Here is an 18749-nt window from a genome sequence, read left to right as displayed (position 1 = left end):
AACACCTGCCCCGTAGAACTGGCTACCGGGTCACCCATTCCAGGAGGTAACCATGACCGTCATCGACTCCCGCCCCGTGACGTCGCGCTCGACCGACCGGTGGGTGACCGCCACGCGGCTGGACGTCCTCGTTCCCGGCCGCGGTGCGGCCGTCCTGCTGCCGAACGGGCGGCAGGTGGCCGTCTTCCGGCTGAGCGACGACAGCGTGTACGCGGTCGACAACATCGACCCCTTCGGATGCGCCGCCGTGATGTCTCGCGGCCTGGTGGGGGACCGGGCCGGCGAGCCGACCGTCGCGTCGCCTCTGCTGAAGCAGGTATTCTCGCTGGTGGACGGCCGTTGCCTCGACGAGCCCACCGTGAGCCTGGACACCTACGAGGTCGAGGTGCGTGACGGTCTGATCGCCGTTGCGGACCGGCCCCGCACGATCGGAACGGAGCACTCCACGCCGTGACTCGACCGTCCGATCTCTCCTCTCCGGTGGGAGTGGCCGCCCCGGATCGTCCGCTGACCGGATTCAGGATCGGAATCACGGCGGCGCGCCGGGCCGACGAGTTGGCGACGCTGCTCACCCGTCGGGGAGCGGAGGTGCTGCACGCGCCCGCCATCCGACTCGTGCCGTTGGCCGACGACGTCGAGCTCGAAGCCCGGACTCGCGAGATCGTCGCCGCGCCGCCGGATCTGACGGTCGCCACCACGGGGATCGGGTTCCGCGGGTGGATCGAGGCGGCCGAGGGGTGGGGTGTGGCGGAGGAGTTGCTCGCCGCGCTCTCGGCCGGACGAGTCATCGCCCGTGGCCCCAAGGCCACCGGGGCACTGCGCGCCGCCGGCCTACGCGAGGAGTGGTCGCCGGAGTCGGAATCGTCCGCGGAAGTGCTCTCGCACCTCCTGGCCGACGGAGTCGCCGGATTGCGCGTCGCGGTGCAGCTGCACGGTGCCACCACCGAGTGGGAACCCTTGCCGGACTTCTGCGACGGGCTGCGCGACGCCGGCGCGACCGTCGTCCCGGTACCCGTGTACCGGTGGGTCCCGCCGGACGACCCCGCACCGATGGACCGACTGATCGAGGCGGCGGTGTGCCGCGAGCTCGACGCCGTCACCTTCACCAGTGCCCCCGCCGTCGCCTCGATGATGATGCGGGCGGCCGAGACGGGCCTGGTCGCTCCGCTCCAACACGCATTCCGTACCCGAGTGGTCCCGGTCTGCGTGGGACCGGTCACGGCCGGGCCGTTCGACGCCATGGGGATCCCGACGACGGCCCCCGCCCGCGCCCGCGTCGGTGCGTTGGTCCGACACGTCGCGGACGAGTTGCCCGCCCGAATTCCCACGCTGCGCTGCGGCGGTCACGCCCTTCGGCTGCTCTCGACCACGGTGCTGGTCGACGGCGAGCCGCGTGTCGTGCCGCGGGCCGGGCTGGCCGTCCTCGACGCCCTGGCCCGTCGACCCGGGGCCGTCGTCTCGCGCGAGGATCTGCTCGCCGCCCTGCCGGGCGGTGGGGACGACACCCATGCCGTGGAGACCGCCGTCGCACGCCTGCGGTCCGCCCTCGACGCCCCGGGCGCCATCGCGACCGTGGTGAAACGGGGGTACCGCCTCGATCTCGACCCGTCGCCCGACGACGGTGCCCCTGCCGTCGACCACGAGGAGCGTGTGCCGTGACCGATCCCGTCCTGCTGCTGGTCGCCCACGGCACGCGGAACCCCGCCGGCGTCGAGACGATCGCCCGGCTCGCCGACGCCGTGGCGGGAGCACTCTCCGACCCCACGCACGGCCCGTCGGTGCGGGTGGCCTTCGTCGACGTGCTGGGACCCTCGCCCGCCGACGTCCTGCGGGACCTCCCGGCCGACGCGCCGGTGATCGCCGTCCCCGCGTTCCTCGCATCCGGGTACCACGTCCACGCCGACCTCCCGCGTGAGATCACCGAGAGCGGCCACCGACACGTGCACGTCACGCCGGCCATCGGCCCGGACCCCGCGCTCGCGCAGGTGATGGGGGAGCGACTCCGGGACACGGGACTGCGACCCGCGGATCGGGTGGTGCTGGCCGCGGCCGGCTCCTCGGACGTGCGAGCGCTGGCCGACGTTCGGACCGCCGCGGATCAGCTCGGCACGGTGGTCGGGCGTCCCGTCGAGGTGGCCTACGTCGCCACCGGAGAGCCCCGCGTCACCGACGTGGTGGCGACGGCACACGCCGCGGGCGATCGGGTCGTCGTCGCCTCGTATTTGTTGGCGCCGGGGCTGTTCCACACACGGCTGGGAGCGACGGGAGCCGCCGGGGTGACGGAGCCCCTGGGCGTGCATCCGGGCGTGACCGAGTTGGTGGTGGCTCGCTATCGAGCCGGGGTCGACGTCATCTGGGCGGCAGCGGCACGATCTCGATCGCCTCGTCCGGGGCCCGGCCGGGACTGACCACCGCCAGCGCGTCGCACTCCACCAACGCGGCCAGGTGCGCCGTGCGAACGGTGTCCGCGACGCGCCACCGGCCGTCCGCCGTCGCCGTCGCGGGCAGGAGCCGGGTGACGGTGGACGACGAGATCGGCTGCGCGGGAAGGCCGTACTGCCGACGTGGGGCGCCACCGGTGAGGGCTCGTGCGACGTCCGGCAGGATCGCGCATGCGGTGGCCACCGCCGCGAACGGGTTGCCGGGAAGTCCGACCACGAGGCGGCCGGACGGTGTCACCGACACCGATGTCGAGCCGCCCGGGCGGCACGCCAGACCGCGCACGACCGGACGGGCGTCGGCGCGGGCCAGCGCATCGGCCAGCGGGTCGGCTGCGCCGAATCCCGTGGCGCCCACGATCACCACCACGTCCGCGTCGCCGGCGGCGAGGGCCTCGTCGAAGTCGTCGTCGGTGTCGCGACAACGGCGGGTCGACACCGGGTCGAGACCGCACCACCGAAGGTAGTGCGGCAGAACCGGACCGACGGTGTCCCGGATCGATCCCGGCGGCGGGTCGACGGAGTCCGAGAGTTCGTCGCCGGAGAGCACCACGTCCACGCGCGGCGCGGCGCGCAGCGTCACCGACTCCACGCCGGCCGACAACGCCGTGGACACCAGGGCCGGGGTGACGGACCGACCGGCGCCGGCGAGCACGGCCCCGACGGCCCAGTCCTCGCCGACCCGGCGGGCGTCGTCACGCACGGGGGCGTCGGGTCGTCGGCGGAGGTCGTCACCGGAACGCACGGTGAATTCGTCGCGAATCACCGTGGTGCCGACCGGAACCGGTGCGCCCGTCGCGATGCGGACCGCCCGCCCGTCGGCCACGGCAGTCGTTCCGGTGAACCCGGCGGTGACGACGACGCCGTCGTCGACCTTCCACGGGCCCGGCCCGGCCACCGCCCATCCGTCCATCGCCGAGGTGTCGAAACTCGGGAACGGGCGCACGGCCACCATCGGGTCGGCCAGGCACCCGCCGTAGTGATCGGACGGGCGGCCGTGTCGAACCGGCAGGGGTGCGACGCGGGCACGAATTCTCCGACGCGCGGCGTCGAGATCGGGGGACCGCTCGGCCCGCGCGCGTGCGGCCGCGAGATCCTCGGGTGTGTCGACGTCCTCGACGTCGTCGAGGGCGAGCGTCGCCGTCGCCTGCGGCAGCGCCGCACGGACCGACGGCCCGCGCTCGCGGGTGTCGTCGACGCCGACCAGCGCGGCCGCCACCCCACGCTGGAGCGCGCCGCGACGCCAGGCGCCGACGAGGTACTGGACCCGGCCCGCGGCGTCGGTGGCGAAGACCGCGTCGACCTCGCGGGAGCGGAGGGCGTCGACCAGACTGCGCAGCGCGTTCTCGTGGACGAACGGCAGATCCGCGGACACGGTGAGGATCACGTCGTCGTCGGACGCCGGCACGGGGTCCGCGCTCCGGTCGATCGCCTCGAGCCCGGCGCGCAGGGCGCGGACCGGACCGCCGAAATGCGGTGTCTCGCGGGTGAATCGGAGATCGGCGGCGGCGGGGCCGTCGAGCGCGGAGGGGCGGGGACCGACGACGACGACCCGATCGCAGAACGCCGTGGCCGTCAGGACGTGGCCGAGGAGGGTGCGTCCGTCGACCGTCGCGAGGACCTTGTCGGTACCCGGCATCCGAGACCCACGACCTCCGGCGAGAACGATCGCGTCGACGCCAGGGGAGCGTTCCGGCATCACCCGAGCCTAGTCCAGGCGATGTCCACGACTCGTGGTGCCGCCCACGGCGTGGCTGCGCGGCGGTCCGGCCGGGGCGCAGCGGCCACCGGAACGCACGGTCGCAGCCGTGGCGACGAGGGCGAGTGCAAGGAGGGCGATGAGCAGGCCACCGAGGATCATGTCACCGAGTGTGGACCGTTCGAGAACGCCGGGGAGCGGTCCACTGTGCGAGAGTGGACCCATGACCGAACCGTCCCGTCTCCGGGAGTCCGTCACGGCCCGCGCGCTCGCGCAGAGCCTCGACATGACCGCGGTGCTCGGCCGCGTCGGGCCCATGTACGCGAGCCTGGCGCGCGATCTGCAGCGCCTCGTCGAGGACGGTGCCGTCGCCGCCGAGGCGCGCATGCCGTCCGAACGCGTCCTGGCCCGCGTCCTCGGTGTCTCGCGAGTCACCGTCGCCTCCGCCTATCGCGAGCTCCGCGAGCAGGGCGTGCTCACGTCGGTGCACGGGGCCGGCACCTTCGTGGTTCCGCGCTCGGACACCCGCCCCTGGGGCCGTCTGGTGATCGGTGACGGACCGGACGTTCTCGAGTTCGTCAATGCAGCGCCGCCCGCGTCGTCCTTCCTCGGTGCGGCGTACGAGGCGGCCGCCCGCGGGCTCGCGACGACGGCCGCGCACCCCGGCTACGTACCGGGCGGGGCCTCTCGTCTGCGGGAGGCGATCGCGCGGCGCTACACCGCGCGTGGCCTGCCGACCACGCCCGATCAGGTCATGATCACCGCGGGCGCCACCGACGCGATCCACGCCGTGGTCGCCGCACTCGTCGGGCCCGGCAACCGCGTCCTGGTGGAACACCCCACCTACCCCGGTGCGCTGGACACGCTTCGTGCCGTGGGCGCCACCTGCATCCCCGTCGCCCTCGATCCCAACGACCCCGACGCGTTCGTCGAGGCCGCGGATCGCGCTGCGCGGCAGCACGATCCGGTTCTCGCGTACCTCATGCCGGACCATGCCAACCCGTCCGGCGCGGTCCTGCCGACCGACACGCGTCGTCGTCTGGCCGCCACTCTTCATCGTCGCGGTGTGGTGACGGTGGTCGACGAGGTGTCCGTCGACCTCGACCTGGACGGACACGGACCGACCGAGCCGTTCGGCGCCCCCGTGCCGGATCGTGCCGCGGTGACCGTGGGGTCGCTCAGCAAGTCCGTGTGGGGCGGGCTTCGGGTCGGGTGGGTACGGGCCGACCCGGCGCACCTGGCCGCCGTCGCGACCGTCTACAGCGCGCGACAGTTGACGGTGTCGTTGATCGACCAGTACGCCGCGATCGAACTGCTCGGCGACTACGAGGCCGTGGTCGCACACCGGTGCGATCAGCTACGGACGAGCCGCGACGCGCTCACCGCAGCACTGAGCCGGTCGCTTCCGGGCTGGTCGTTCCGGTCGCCGCCGGGTGGGCTGTCGCTCTGGTGCGCTCTCCCCGCAGGCGAACGATCGACGGATCTGGTCGACCGCGCCCGCGAGCGCGGCCTGATGCTCGCTCCCGGAACCCGATTCGGCACCGGCTACGCGTTCGACGAGTGTCAGCGCATCCCGTTCACCCGTACTCCCGCGGAGATCGAGGACGCCGTGGCGGTGTTGGCGGAGCTCATGGGTGGGGCGAACGCCGGTCCACGCGAACGCGTTCCGTCGCGCGCGGTCCCCGAGGCGGTGGTGTGACCGGAGTCCAGGAGCGGATCGGCGCCCGTGAGCACCACGGAGTCATCGACGCGCGGTCGCCACGGTGGTGAGCAGGTCGGCGACGACGGCCGCCGATTCGGGCCCCTTCGCCTGCGGAACCATGTGGTCGCAGTCGAGATCGACGAAGGTGACGTGGTCCAGTGCGGCGGCGAGACGCTCCCGGCAGGAGTCCGACAGGTAGGGCGGGCTCACCCGACTCGCGCGCACCACCACGGTCGGGATCGACGCGGGTGGCACGGCCATCGGGCGCGCCAGTTCGCCCCAGGACGCCACCACCGCCGCGGTGCCGGTGCGCCACCGCACCCGGCCGTTCCCGGCGTCGATCAGGTGGTCCGCGAGCTCCTCGTCGAGCAACTCGGTCGGGACGTCGTTCCAGGCCCCGTGCACCTTGTCCGAGCGCGCCTCGTCCGCATCGGTGTAGTCGTCGTGTCGGACGGTCGACTCCGCGACGTCGAGCAGCCTGTCCGGCGGGAGCTCGGCCGCCGGATCGAGCAGGACGAGCCCGGCGACGGCGGCCGGCTCGGTCCGGGCCAGGTGCAACGCCAGGGCGCACCCGTAGGAGTGTCCGACCACCACGGCGGGCCCGCCACCGTGGGCCGCGAGCACCGCGGACAACCGGGCCACCTGCGCTTCGATGGACCACGGCGGCGTGTACGGCGCGTGTCCGTGGCCGATGAGGTCCGGCGCGATCACCCGTGCGTGCGGCAGGTGTTCGCTCCACGCCCGCCAGCGTCGACCGTGGCCGGTCATGCCGTGGACGGCGAGCACCGTCGGGCCGTCGGTGGGGCCGAAGAGATGAACGGACGGGTCGGTCATCGAAGCTCCTCGCGCGGCGGTCGTGTCGGACTCCCATGATGCAATCGCGTCATGAGGGAGTGGACGTCGGGTGGCCCGGTCGGGGCGCCGGTCGCGGGTGCGCGGTTGGTGCGCCCGCTGCCGGTCGAGCGGGTGGAACGTCGGTGGCCGGGGGACTGTGCCTCGCTGTTCGCCCCCGGTGACGCCGGCGTCCGGCGGGTCCTCGGCGGTCCGGGGACGGGCAAGACGTCGCTGGTGGCGGACGTCGCGGTGGCCCGCATCAGGGACGAGGGGGTCGATCCGGAATCGGTGCTCGTCCTGACCCAGTCCCGTCGTGCAGCGGTCGACATGCGCGAACGCATCACCGCGGGGCTGCTGGCGCGCGGTGAGAGCGCATCCGCCCGGCGGGCCACGCGGGAGCCGTTGGTTCGCACCGTGCATTCCTATGCCTTCGCCGTTCTGCGGTTGCAGGCGTCCGCGCACGGCAACCCACCGCCGCGGCTGCTCACGGGCGCGGAGCAGGACTCGATCGTGCGCGAGATGCTGCAGGGCGAGCTGGCCGACGGGGCCGCGCGGTGGCCCGAGCACCTGCGCCCGGCGCTGGGGCTGTCGGGTTTCGCCTCCGAGGTGCGAAACCTGGTGTTGCGGGCCGCGGAACGCGGTCTGGGCCCGGAGGATCTGGTCAAGCTGGGCCGCCGGCACGCGCGACCGGCCTGGGTCGCCGTCGGACAGTTCGCCGCGCAGTACGAGCAAGCGATGGTTCTTCGTGGATCGGTGGGGGTGGAGACGCCGGAGGCGACGTCACCGGGCCTCGACGCCGCAGAGCTCGTCGGCTCGGCTCTCACGGCATTCGCCACCGATCCGGAGCTGCTCGCTCGCGAACGTGCCCGGATCCGGCACGTCCTGGTCGACGACGCGCAGCATCTGGACCCGCAGGCCGCCACGATCGTCCGCGCCGTGGCGTCCGGGGCCGGGACGGTGCTGATCGTGGGCGACCCGGACCAGACCGTGTATTCCTTCCGCGGTGCGGACCCGGCGTTCCTGCTCGAGGACCCGGAGACGCGAATCGTGTTGACGCACAATCATCGTGCCACCGCCCCGGTCGGAGCAGCGGCCGCGTCGGTCGCCCGGACGCTCCCCGGTCGCCACGACCATCGAGGGGCATCCGGGTTCCGCGACGACCCGGCCGACGGACCGACACCGGGCGGTGCGGGGAACTCCTCGTCGCGGACTCGCGCGGTGGCGCCGGCCCGGGTGGTCGTCACCACCTCGGCTGCCAAGGAGGCGGCGGTCGTGGCGGACACCGTGCGTCGGGCGCACCTCGGTGACGGCGTCGCGTGGTCCGACATGGCCGTGATCGTGCGATCGGTGCCCCGGTCGGCGGCCCCGCTGCGGCGAGCGTTGCTCGCGGCCGGGGTTCCCGTGGTGACGTCCGCCGCCGCCCTCCCGCTGTCGCGCCAACGCGGTGCGGCGTCCCTGCTGGGGGTGCTGCGCGCCGTGGTCGCGAGCCGGAGTGCGGACCCGGCCGGTGCGGCGGACTTCACGGTGGACGACGCAGTCGAGCTGCTCGAGGGTCCCATCGGCGGGGCGGATCCGTTGTCTCTTCGCCGTCTGCGACGCGGCCTGCGCCGAGCGGAGGTCGCACAGGGTGGTGACCGCGACTCGGCGGAGCTCGTCCGGGCCGCCGTGCTCGACGGCGGCACCGGCACGACGGCGGATCACGGCGTCGGCGCTCTGGTCGACGCGCTGACCGACGTCGAGGCTGCGCCGCTGCGTCGGCTGCGCAAGGTCGTGCGCGCCGCGGCCGTGGCGGTCGGTCCGGACGGTCGTCGGGTCGAGGACGCGCTGTGGGCTGCGTGGACCGCGACGACGCTGGAGCGGCGCTGGGTCGCAGCGTCGGCGCGGGGTGGCCCGCTCGGTGGTCAGGCCGACCGCGACCTCGACAGTGTGGTCGCGCTGTTCGACACGGCCGCGTCCTACGTGGACGCGCTGCCGCGCAGCACTCTCGGCGGCTTCGTCGATCACGTTCTCGACCAGGAGATCCCGGCCACCGAGGGCCGCCGCGCCACCGTCGTCCCCGACGCAGTCCAGATCGTGAGTGCCCACGCTGCGGCCGGTCGTGAGTGGGACGTCGTCGTCGTGGCGGGAGTGCAGGACGGGCTGTGGCCGGCTCTCCGTCCCCGCGGAACGCTCCTCGGCGTCGAGGATCTGCTCGACATCGACGCCGGTGTCACCACCGCCGCGGGCGACGTCGATCGCCGACTGTCCCGGACGGCACCGTTGCTGGCCGAGGAGCGTCGCCTGTTTCTCTCCGCCTGTTCGCGGGCGCGGGAGGGGCTGCTCGTCACCGCAGTGGACTCCGTGACCGGCGGCGAGGAGACGTTGCGCTCCCGCTTCGTCGACGAGTTGATCGCGTCGGACCGGGTCCGGGTGGACGACGGTGCGACGGGCTCGGCGGACGGTGCGGACCGCGCCGCGGACACCCGTGTGCTCGCCCTGCCCGACGTCGTGGCCGAACTGCGTGCCGTCGTGTGCGACGAGACGGGCGCGCGGATCGACCCGGAGCGGCATGCCCGGGCGGTCGGTGCGCTGGCTCGCCTCGCCGCGGCCGGCATTCCCGGTGCACATCCGGACACCTGGTACGGCACCGGGGGCGCGAGCACCGCGGCGGCCCTCTGGGGTTCCGACGGGGAGGGTTCCGACAGGCAGGACGGCGGTGACGGCGCGGCCGTGTCGTTGTCGCCGTCGACGGTGGAGGTGCTCTCGACCTGCCCGTTGCGCTGGGCGCTCGAGCGGCACGGTGGTCGTGACGGCGACACCGTGCACGCGGTCACCGGCAACCTCGTGCACACCATCGTGCAGGCCGTCGCCGGGCGGGTGCCGCCGGAGGAGGTTCGCCGGGAGCTCGACCGAGCTTGGAGCGCAGTCGATCTCGGCTCGGAGTGGTACTCGCGACGGGAATTGGCACGCACGTCCGCGATGATCGACACCTTCCGTGACTGGATGCAACGGTCCCGTGGCGAACTGACGGAAGCAGGCGTGGAGGTGCCCGTCGACGGCGTCCTCGAACCGCGGTCGCCCGACGAGCCTGCGGTGCGGCTGCGTGGCCGGATCGACCGCCTCGAGCACGATCCGGACGGGCGCCCGGTGGTGGTCGACGTCAAGACGGGCAAGAACGCGGTGACGGCCGCGGTGGCCGCCCAGCATCCGCAGCTCGCGACCTATCAGGTCGCGCTCGCGGCCGGTGCCGTCGAGGGCGAACCGGCGGGCGAGCCGGGTGGCGGCCGCCTCGTGTACGTGGCACAGCCCCACGGCAGAACCGGTGCCAAGGAACGCACGCAGGCCGCTCCCACCCCGGAGCAGCTCGAGGAGTGGCGCGACACCGTCGTCGCCGCGGCCGAGGCCACGCGCGGGCCGACGTTCGAGGCGCGGGTCAACGACGGGTGCCGCCACTGCCCTGTGGTGACGGCCTGTCCCGCGCAGGATCGAGGACGCCAGGTGACGGAGGGGTGATGGGGGGATGACGGGTGACGGAGGAAGGTCGGGTGGCGGGGTCGTGACGGAGGACGGAGTAGCCGTGAACGCGACGGTCGACCCCGCGGAACTGGCTCGCGCCCTGGGTCTTCCGACGCCCACGGACGAGCAGGCAGCGGTGATCGCCGCGCCGCGTGGGCCCTTGCTGGTGGTCGCCGGTGCAGGGGCGGGGAAGACGGAGACCATGGCCGCACGGGTGGTCTGGATGGTGGCCAACCGCCTCGTCCGGCCGGACGAGGTGCTGGGGCTGACCTTCACCCGCAAGGCCGCACAACAGCTGGCTCAGCGCATCCGGCAGCGGTTGTCTCGGCTCGCCGGGTCCGACCTCGTGACCCGGCTGGACCCGAGCGGTGACCTCCGGCGTGACCTCGTCTCGGGTGAGCCCGAGGTGTCCACCTACCACGCGTACGCCGGGCGGCTCCTCGACCGGTACGGCATGGTGTTGCCGCTCGAGCCGGCGACGTCGCTGGTCTCCGACACCGAACTCTGGCAGATCGCGTTCCGGGTGGTGTCCGACTGGGACGGTCACATCGACACCGACAAGATTCCGTCGACGGTCACCCAGCACGTGTTGGCGTTGTCCGGTCAACTGGCCGAGCACCTGGTCGACCCGGCGGATCTCGCGGCGGTCCGCGACGCGCTCGCGGTGCTCGTGGCCACCCTGCCGCCGGGACCGTCGCAGCGCGACGGGGATCCGACCAGGCCGCTGACGAACGTGGTGTCCGTCCAGGACGACCGCATCGCCCTGCTGCCCCTGGTCGAGCGGGTGCACGAGGCTCTGCGGCGGGAGGGTCGGCTCGACTTCGGGCGGCAGATGTCGCTGGCGGCTCGCCTCGCGGCCGATCACGCGGAAGCCGGCCGCGCGGAACGCGAGCGCTTCCGGCTCGTCCTCCTGGACGAGTACCAGGACACCGGGCACTCGCAGCGGGTATTGCTGTCGTCGTTGTTCGGTCGAGCACAGGACACCGCGCTGTCCGTCACGGCCGTGGGCGACCCGATGCAGTCGATCTACGGCTGGCGCGGGGCGTCCGCCGCCAACCTGCCCCGATTCGTGACCGACTTCCCCGCCGCACGACGGCGCGGGGCAGCGGTCCTCGCCGACCGCCGGTTCCTGTCCACCAGTTGGCGCAACCCGCCGGAGGCGTTGGTGCTGGCCAACGCGGTGGCGTCGCCGCTCCGCGATCGGGGGGTCGCCGTCGAGGAACTCACGGCCAGGCCGGGCGCCTCCTCCGGTGACGTGCGACTCGCTCTCACCACCACCGCGGACGAGGAACGGGAGTGGGTCGCCGACGTCATCGCGCGGGAGTACGAGGACGCACGCCGACGCGACGATCCGCCGCCCACCGCGGCGGTGCTGATCCGTCGTAACGCCGACGCGGAACCGATCGCGGAGGTCCTCCGACGTCGCGGGCTCCCGGTCGAGGTGGTCGGACTCGGTGGACTGCTGCGCACGCCCGAGGTGGCCGATCTGGTGGCGGTACTGCGCATGCTCTCGGACCCTCTCGCGGGTTCCGCTGCCGTGCGTGTCCTCACCGGGGCGCGCTGGCAGATCGGTATCGCCGACCTGCGTGCGCTGTCCCGACGCGCCCGGGCCGTGGCGGCCGGGTCCGGCCACGGCCGCACCGGCGCGGTCACCGACGTCGACGATCTCGCGCAGGCGTTGGGCGAGGTGCTACCGGGGGAGCGGTCGGAGGAATCGGGACTGGTCGACGCCATCGCCGATCCCGGCGATCCGTCGCAGTACTCCGCCGCCGGGTACGCCCGGATCACGGCGCTCGGCAAGGAGCTGCAGGCGCTGCGTGCTCGCCTGGGGCAGCCGTTGCCGGACCTGGTGGCGGACGTCGAGCGCGTGCTCGGGCTCGGCGTCGAAGCCGGGGCTCGAACGCGCTACGCCGGGGCCGGCGGCGCCGCGCGCATCGCCGGTGGCCGCGAGCATCTCGATGCCTTCGCGGACGTGGTCGCCGACTTCGCCGATCAGCGCACCGCCACCCTCGGCGGTCTCCTCGCCTACCTCGCCGCAGCCGACGACGTCGAGGACGGCTTGGAGCCCGGGGAGGTGGAGGTCGATCCGCATCGAGTGCAGATCCTCACCGTGCACGCGGCGAAGGGTCTCGAGTGGGAGGTCGTGGCCGTGCCGGGTGTGTGTGCCGGGGTGTTTCCCTCCAACCGTGGTCAACCGACATGGATGACCACCGTGGCCGAACTGCCGCCCGACCTGCGGGGAGATCGGGCGCAGCCGGGAGAGGCGGCCGACGGTGTGCCGGTGCTCGACGTCACCGATGCCGCGCACCGCGCGGATCTGGAGGCCGCCTTCGACCGCCACAAGAAGGCACTCGCCGGACGGCGACTCGACGAGGACCGCCGATTGTTCTACGTGGCGGTGACGAGGACCGAGCGGGTTCTGCTGGTCTCGGGACACCATTGGTCGCCCGGGTCGAGTCGGCCGAGGGGGCCCTCCCCGTTCCTGTCGGAGCTGAAGGCACTCGCCGACGCGAGTGCCGACGCAGGCAGCGTGGTCCGGTGGGACGAGCCGCCGACCGACGGGTCGGCGAATCCGTACGAGGATCGTGTCGTCACCGCGCAGTGGCCGGCCGACCCGCTCGGGGTGCGGCGAGCCGCCGTCGACGCAGGCGCGGCCGCGGTCCGGGCGGCGTTGGCGAACGGGGCCGCCGAGAACGCTACGGCCGGGAACGCTGCGGCCGAGAACGCTGCCACCGAGAACCCCGACATCGAGCCCGCACGGAACGATCCCGAGGGGTGGCATCGCGACATCGACCTGTTGCTGGCCGAGCGGGATCGCGTCGCCCCGGGGATCACCGACGTTCCCGTCCCGAACACGCTGTCGGTGAGCCAGCTGGTGGACCTGGTGGCCGACCCCGACCGACTGGCCGGAACGCTGCGGCGGCCGGTGCCGTTCGCGCCGAACCCGTTGGCGCGCCGGGGAACCGCGTTCCACGCGTGGGTGGAGCGCCGATTCGGGGCCACGCGCCTGCTCGACCTGGACGAGTTGCCCGGCGCCGCCGACGGGGCCACCGGATCGGATGCCGACCTCGAAGGGCTCCAACGTGCGTTCGATGCCTCGCCGTGGGCGCTGCGCAGTCCCCTCGAGGTGGAGGTGCCGTTCGAGACGTCGGTCGGGGGTGTGGTGCTCCGGGGCCGTATGGACGCGGTGTTCGCCGACACCGACGGCGGATTCACGGTGGTGGACTGGAAAACCGGTGCACAACCCACACCGGCGGAGGAGCGGGCGGTGGCGCTGCAACTCGCCGCCTACCGGGTGGCCTGGTCGGAGCTGGCCGGGGTGCCCCTCGACCGCGTGCGGGCGGCGTTCCACTACGTGCGGTCGGGAACGACGGTGTCGCCGCAGGATCTCCCGGACGCCGACGCGCTCGCCCGACTGATCGGCTCCGCGGCTAGCGCGGACCCCGCGAGTACACCGACCACGCCTGCGTGATCAGCGGGATCTGTAGCGGAAGTCGGAGCACCACACCGACTTTCTGCACCGTCGACGTGCGGTCGCTCCTCAGCCAGAGCGCGGCCATGTTGACGTTGGCAGGGAACACGGCCACGAAGAACGCCGCTGCGGCCGCGCCGGACAGCCGACGGGTGCGGGGGGCCGCCAGTCCGGCGGCGAGCGCCACCTCCGCCGCTCCCGAGACGTAGGTGTACGTCCGTGCCGATCCCGGCAGGGCGCGGGGCACCTGGGCGTCGAACGGCGCCGGAGCGACGAAGTGCAGCACGCCGGCGCCGCCGAGGAGGACGGCGAGGCGCGTCGCGACGGCATCGGTGCGGGCAGTGCCGCGTCGGGAGCGAAGGCGGGCGAGTCGGGTCATGCCGACGAGCCTGCCACGGGGCGCAGCCGAGGGGCTTCCGGTCGGTTCGGGTCGCCCGGCGCAACGCTCGGTTACAGTCGCATCGGTCGACGCGAGCGCGCTCGACGACGCCCGAGGAGCAAGGACGACCAGACGATGGCGGGACGGTTGCGTAGGCGGCTGCAGAACACCAACGCCGCACTCACCGATCGGCCGGACTTCGCTCTGGTCGGCGTCCTGCGCATCCCGGAATTCGAGTCGAGTCCGTGGCGGGCGATCTACCGCCGCATCGTGATTGCGCTGATCGTGCTCTTCGTCGCCGCGTTGGTCGTGTACGTCGATCGCGACGGCTACAGCGACAACCAGGGCGACGACCTGTCGTTCCTCGACGCCTTCTATTACACGACGGTGTCGTTGTCGACCACGGGATACGGCGACATCGCCCCCATCACGCCGTCCGCGCGCCTGGTCAACATCCTCGTGATCACGCCGCTGCGCGTGTTCTTCCTGATCCTGTTGGTCGGTACCACCCTGGCAGTTCTCACCGAGCGTTCGCGGCAGGCGTTCAAGATTCAGCGATGGAGGCGAAACGTGCGCAATCACACGGTGGTCGTGGGCTACGGAACCAAGGGGCGGACCGCCGTCGACGCCATGCTGGGCGACGGAATCTCGGCGTCCGACATCGTCGTCGTCGACACCGACCAGACGGCTCTGGACGCGGCGGCGAACGTCGGGCTGGTCACGGTGTACGGCTCCGCCACGCGGAGCGACGTCCTGCGCCTGACCGGGGCGCAGTACGCGGCCTCGATCATCGTCGCGACCAATCGTGACGACACCGCCGTTCTCGTCACGTTGACCGCACGGGAGATCGCACCGAAGGCGAAGATCGTCGCCGCGGTGCGCGAGGCGGAGAACGTGCATCTCCTGCGTCAGTCGGGTGCCGACTCGGTGGTCGTGTCGTCGGAGACGGCGGGACGCCTCCTCGGCATCGCCACCACGACCCCGTCGGTGGTGGAGATGATGGAGGACCTGCTGACGCCGGAGGCCGGGTTCGCGATCGCCGAGCGGGAGGTCGAGCGCGACGAGGTGGGCGGATCGCCGCGCCATCTGTCCGACATCGTTCTGGGTGTGGTGCGGGACGGGCGCCTGGTCCGGGTGGGCGCACCCGAGGTCGACGCCATCGAAGCCGAGGATCGCCTGCTCTACATCCGCCGCGTCAGCGCCTGATCGGCGCCTCGCTCGGGGCGGTGCGGCGTACGGCCGAGTACCGGCTCGCTAGGGTCGTGAGGTGTCCTTCGCACTCGTCACCGAGCCCATGCTGTCGCGGTCACCGCTCGACCGGGCGGAGGAACTCCGCAAGGACTCCGCCGCCCTGACGGCGGGATGGCCGACGGCCTCGGTGCTGCGCGTCGACCCGGTCGGTCGTGTGCCCGTCACCGACGGAGCGGTCGGCATGGTCCCGGCGGCGGAGGTCGCCGACGCGCCGCCGTCCGACGCCGTGTTCCTCGGCCGGGCCGACGGGCGGCACCTGTGGGCGATTCCGGTGGAGTCGCTCGACGGCGAGACCACCGACCTGCGCTCGTTCGGCGACGTGCTGACCGAATCGTCCGCCGGCGTCGTCGTCACGGCCGTCGCCCTGCTGAACTGGCATCGCAGCGCCCGCTTCAGCGCGCGCGACGGGTCACCGACGCGGATGTCGGCGGCCGGGTGGTCGCGCGTGTCCGAAGCGACCGGGCACGAGGAGTGGCCGAGGTCGGATCCCGCGATCATCGTGCTCGTGCACGACGGCGCCGACCGGGTGCTGCTCGCGCGGCAGCCCACGTGGCCCGAGCGACGGATGTCGGTTCTCGCGGGGTTCGTCGAAGCGGGCGAGTCGCTCGAGAGTTGCGTGGTGCGCGAGGTGCGCGAGGAGGTCGGTCTCGACGTCACCGGGATCGAGTACCTCGGGAGTCAGCCGTGGCCGTTCCCACGGTCGATCATGATCGGCTTCGCGGCACGAGCCGACCCCGACGCCGCGCTCGCGTTCACCGACGGCGAGATCGCCGAGGCGCGGTGGTTCCACCGCAGCGACGTCGAGGCCGCACTGGCGGCCGGTGACTGGGCGGCCTCGACATCGGCGCCGTTGTTGCTGCCGGGATCGATTTCGATCGCGCGCGCGATGCTGGAGTCCTGGATTGCCCGCCCCTGACGCCTCGCGGCGGATGGTCCCGTACGGCGGCCGATCTCAGGTCAGGCCGAGCGCCTTGCGCACCTGGGCCAGGGACGGGTTGGTGGCCGTCGTGCCGTCCGAGTACTTCACCGTGGGCACGACATGGTTGCCGCCGTTCACGCTGCCGACGAACTCGGCCGACGCCGGATCGGCCTCGATGTCGATCTCGGTGTAAGCGATGCCGTTCTCGTCCAGCTGGGTCTTGAGCCGACGGCAGTAGCCGCACCACGACGTCGAGTACATGGTCAGTGCCGGCGCGTGGGAGGTGTCTGATGTGGTCACGGTCGGTCAACGTACCGCCATGCTCGGATTGTTCCGTGCCGCGGTGACCCGAGCCCCGGTGCCACGGCGCCGGGGCGCTGTCGGAGGGGGCTGACATGATGGCCGGGTGACCGCAACCGACGCCGTGGAAGGACTCGACCCCGAGCAGTCGGCTGCCGTGCTCGCTCCCCGTGGTCCCGTGTGCGTGCTGGCCGGCGCCGGAACGGGCAAGACGCGGACCATCACCCGCCGCATCGCCCATCTGGTGTCGGGCGGCCACGTCAAGCCGAGTCAGGTCCTGGCGGTGACCTTCACTGCGCGCGCGGCCGGGGAGATGCGGGAGCGCCTGCGTCTGCTGGGCATCGCGAACGACGGTGGCCAGGTGCAGGCCCGCACGTTCCACGCTGCGGCCATGCGGCAGCTGAAGTACTTCTGGCCGCAGGTCGTGGGCACGACGGACTGGCGGCTGCTCGACCGCAAGTTCGGGGTCGTGGGTCAGGCGGCGTCCGCTGCCGGTGCGTCGACCTCGACGGACAGCATTCGCGACCTTGCGGGGGAGATCGAGTGGGCCAAGGCCTCGCTGGTCGCGCCGCAGGACTACGCGGCGACGGTGGCGCGGCTGCACCGGGACACGCCGACGGACGCGGACCGGGTGGCCGCGGTGTACGAGGGTTACGAGCAACTCAAGAACCGGGATCCCGACGCCGTCCTGCTGGACTTCGACGATCTTCTGCTGCACACCGCGGCGGCGCTCGAGACCAGCCCGGCCGTGGCGCAGGAGTTCCGCGAGCGCTATCGCTGCTTCGTGGTGGACGAGTACCAGGACGTGACGCCGCTGCAGCAGCGTGTGCTCGACGCATGGGTGGGGGAGCGGGACGATCTGACGGTGGTCGGTGACGCGAACCAGACGATCTACTCCTTCACCGGGGCCACCCCGAAGTACCTCCTGGACTTCTCCCGTCGCTTCCCCGAGGCCACCGTGGTCCGGCTCGAGCGGGATTATCGGTCCACGCCTCAGGTGGTCGAGCTGGCCAACCAGGTCATCGGGGCCGCGCGCGGACGTATCGCCGGGACTCGCCTGCAGCTGGTGGGTCAGCGTCCGGCCGGACCGGCGCCGACGTTCGTGGAGTACGACGACGAGGTGTCCGAAGCGGCCGGTGTCGCGCGGACGGTGCAGCGTTTGATTCGCGAGGGGGTGCGGCCGTCGGAGATCGCGGTGCTGTACCGCATCAACGCGCAGTCCGAGGCGCACGAGCAGGCGTTGACCGATCTCGAGATCCCCTACCAGGTGCGGGGTGGGGAGAGTTTCTTCCAACGTTCGGACGTGCGCGCGGCGGTCACGGCCATCCGGTCCGGCGCGACGCGCGACGACCTCCCGGAGGACGCACGTCGTGGCCCCGGCATGGTGCGCTTCGTCGAGGCCGTCCTGGCACCGCAGGGGCTCACGGCCACCGAACCCACGGGCGCGCAGGCGCGGGAGAAGTGGGCGGCTCTGCGGGCACTCGTCGCGCTGACCACGGACCTCCTCGAGCAGGTGCCCGATCTGGATCTCGACGGCTTGCTCGCCGAGCTGCGCACGCGGGCCGAGGCGCGGCATCCCCCGACGGTGGAAGGTGTGACGTTGGCATCCCTGCACGCGGCGAAGGGGCTCGAGTGGGACGCCGTCTTCCTGGTGGGGTTGGTCGACGGAACCCTGCCGATCAGTCACGCCCTCGGGGACAGCTCGTCGGCGCCCGACGAGGCCGCGGTCGAGGAGGAGCGTCGGCTTCTCTACGTCGGGGTGACCCGGGCGCGTGTGCATCTGGAGCTCTCGTGGGCCCTCGCGCGCAACGAGGGCGGGCGCAAGTCCCGCCGTCGGTCGCGTTTCCTGGTCGATCTGGTACCCGAGTCGTCGCCGGCCTCGCGCATCGCCGCGCCGGCGCCCACCCGCAAGCGTCCGGTCTGCCGCGTCTGCGGGTCGCCGGTGATCGGGACCGTGGCCACCATGCTGGGTCGCTGCGAGAAGTGTCCGTCGGACGTGGACGTCCCCCTGCTCGAGGCGCTGCGGGAGTGGCGATCGGCCACGTCCAAGACGCTGAAGGTGCCCGCATACGTGGTGTTCAGTGACAACACGCTGACGGCCATCGCCGAGCAGCGTCCGCGCGACGATCGGTCCCTCGTGGCGATCCCGGGCATCGGCGCGAAGAAGTTGGAGCGGTTCGGGGCCGACGTCCTGGCGATCGTCGGGGAGCGTGCGACGCGCTGACCGGTGGAGTCGGGGAGCGTGCGACGCGCTGATCGA

Annotated in this window: 14 protein-coding genes; 9 read left to right on the top strand and 5 right to left on the bottom strand. The window is 72.7% G+C overall.

The window, feature by feature from the left end:
* The first annotated feature begins 52 nt into the window (after positions 1 to 52).
* From nirD to RC2_RS14915, 3 genes are read left to right on the top strand one after another with little or no spacing between them, the layout of a single operon-like run.
* Positions 53 to 454: a nitrite reductase small subunit NirD gene (gene nirD / locus RC2_RS14925; RefSeq protein ID WP_068146404.1), complete on the top strand. Its 402-nt coding sequence runs from the start codon at positions 53 to 55 to the stop codon at positions 452 to 454.
* Entirely contained in the window at positions 451 to 1659 is a 1209-nt protein-coding gene (locus RC2_RS14920) for a uroporphyrinogen-III synthase (protein ID WP_245811134.1), read from the top strand. The genes nirD and RC2_RS14920 overlap by 4 nt, the downstream gene beginning before the upstream one ends.
* The gene (locus RC2_RS14915; RefSeq protein ID WP_068146399.1) at positions 1656 to 2408 is read left to right on the top strand and encodes a sirohydrochlorin chelatase; all 753 of its coding nucleotides are present in this window, start codon (positions 1656 to 1658) and stop codon (positions 2406 to 2408) included. The genes RC2_RS14920 and RC2_RS14915 overlap by 4 nt, the downstream gene beginning before the upstream one ends.
* On the opposite strand, the gene RC2_RS14910 is transcribed toward RC2_RS14915, so the two are convergent.
* A complete protein-coding gene (locus RC2_RS14910; RefSeq protein ID WP_068146397.1) occupies positions 2350 to 4137 on the bottom strand; it encodes an NTP transferase domain-containing protein in 1788 nt (595 codons plus the stop codon). The two genes, RC2_RS14915 and RC2_RS14910, sit on opposite strands and share 59 nt — an antisense overlap.
* Before the next feature lie 9 nt (positions 4138 to 4146).
* The gene (locus tag RC2_RS14905) at positions 4147 to 4362 is read right to left on the bottom strand and encodes a hypothetical protein (RefSeq protein ID WP_068146394.1); all 216 of its coding nucleotides are present in this window, start codon (positions 4360 to 4362) and stop codon (positions 4147 to 4149) included.
* Here RC2_RS14905 and RC2_RS14900 point away from each other — a divergent pair.
* Positions 4361 to 5836, top strand: a complete 1476-nt coding sequence (locus tag RC2_RS14900; protein ID WP_068146391.1) for an aminotransferase-like domain-containing protein — start codon at positions 4361 to 4363, stop codon at positions 5834 to 5836. The two genes, RC2_RS14905 and RC2_RS14900, sit on opposite strands and share 2 nt — an antisense overlap.
* Before the next feature lie 42 nt (positions 5837 to 5878).
* Here the strand turns inward: RC2_RS14900 and RC2_RS14895 are convergent, their stop codons facing one another.
* Positions 5879 to 6673: an alpha/beta fold hydrolase gene (locus tag RC2_RS14895; protein ID WP_068146389.1), complete on the bottom strand. Its 795-nt coding sequence runs from the start codon at positions 6671 to 6673 to the stop codon at positions 5879 to 5881.
* A gap of 51 nt (positions 6674 to 6724) precedes the next feature.
* Here RC2_RS14895 and RC2_RS14890 point away from each other — a divergent pair, with 51 nt between their 5' ends.
* On the top strand, positions 6725 to 10165 hold the full coding sequence (locus RC2_RS14890) for an ATP-dependent helicase (RefSeq protein WP_068146387.1): 3441 nt from the start codon (positions 6725 to 6727) through the stop codon (positions 10163 to 10165).
* A 64-nt stretch (positions 10166 to 10229) separates the two neighbouring features.
* Positions 10230 to 13640, top strand: a complete 3411-nt coding sequence (locus RC2_RS14885; protein ID WP_072681566.1) for an ATP-dependent helicase — start codon at positions 10230 to 10232, stop codon at positions 13638 to 13640.
* On the opposite strand, the gene RC2_RS14880 is transcribed toward RC2_RS14885, so the two are convergent.
* Positions 13600 to 14019 (bottom strand): DoxX family protein, encoded by a 420-nt coding sequence (locus tag RC2_RS14880; protein WP_068146382.1) that lies wholly within the window; start codon positions 14017 to 14019, stop codon positions 13600 to 13602. The genes RC2_RS14885 and RC2_RS14880 overlap by 41 nt on opposite strands.
* A 135-nt stretch (positions 14020 to 14154) precedes the next feature.
* Between RC2_RS14880 and RC2_RS14875 the strand changes: the two genes are divergently transcribed.
* Both RC2_RS14875 and nudC read left to right on the top strand, forming a co-directional pair.
* Positions 14155 to 15225, top strand: coding sequence for a potassium channel family protein (locus tag RC2_RS14875; protein WP_068146378.1), 1071 nt, complete (start codon positions 14155 to 14157; stop codon positions 15223 to 15225).
* Between the two features lie 88 nt (positions 15226 to 15313).
* Positions 15314 to 16186: an NAD(+) diphosphatase gene (gene nudC / locus RC2_RS14870; RefSeq protein WP_068146543.1), complete on the top strand. Its 873-nt coding sequence runs from the start codon at positions 15314 to 15316 to the stop codon at positions 16184 to 16186.
* Between the two features lie 36 nt (positions 16187 to 16222).
* Here nudC and RC2_RS14865 read toward each other — a convergent pair whose 3' ends face one another.
* Positions 16223 to 16450, bottom strand: coding sequence for a mycoredoxin (locus RC2_RS14865; RefSeq protein WP_169818366.1), 228 nt, complete (start codon positions 16448 to 16450; stop codon positions 16223 to 16225).
* 163 nt (positions 16451 to 16613) lie between these two features.
* Between RC2_RS14865 and RC2_RS14860 the strand changes: the two genes are divergently transcribed.
* Positions 16614 to 18713, top strand: a complete 2100-nt coding sequence (locus RC2_RS14860) for an ATP-dependent DNA helicase UvrD2 (RefSeq protein ID WP_068146535.1) — start codon at positions 16614 to 16616, stop codon at positions 18711 to 18713.
* Positions 18714 to 18749 lie beyond the last annotated feature (36 nt).

The sequence above is a fragment of the Rhodococcoides corynebacterioides NBRC 14404 genome (assembly GCF_001894765.1).
Taxonomy (GTDB): domain Bacteria; phylum Actinomycetota; class Actinomycetes; order Mycobacteriales; family Mycobacteriaceae; genus Rhodococcoides; species Rhodococcoides corynebacterioides.
The sequence above is the reverse complement of the archived record's forward strand: the minus strand, read 5'-3'. Positions and strand labels throughout refer to the sequence as shown.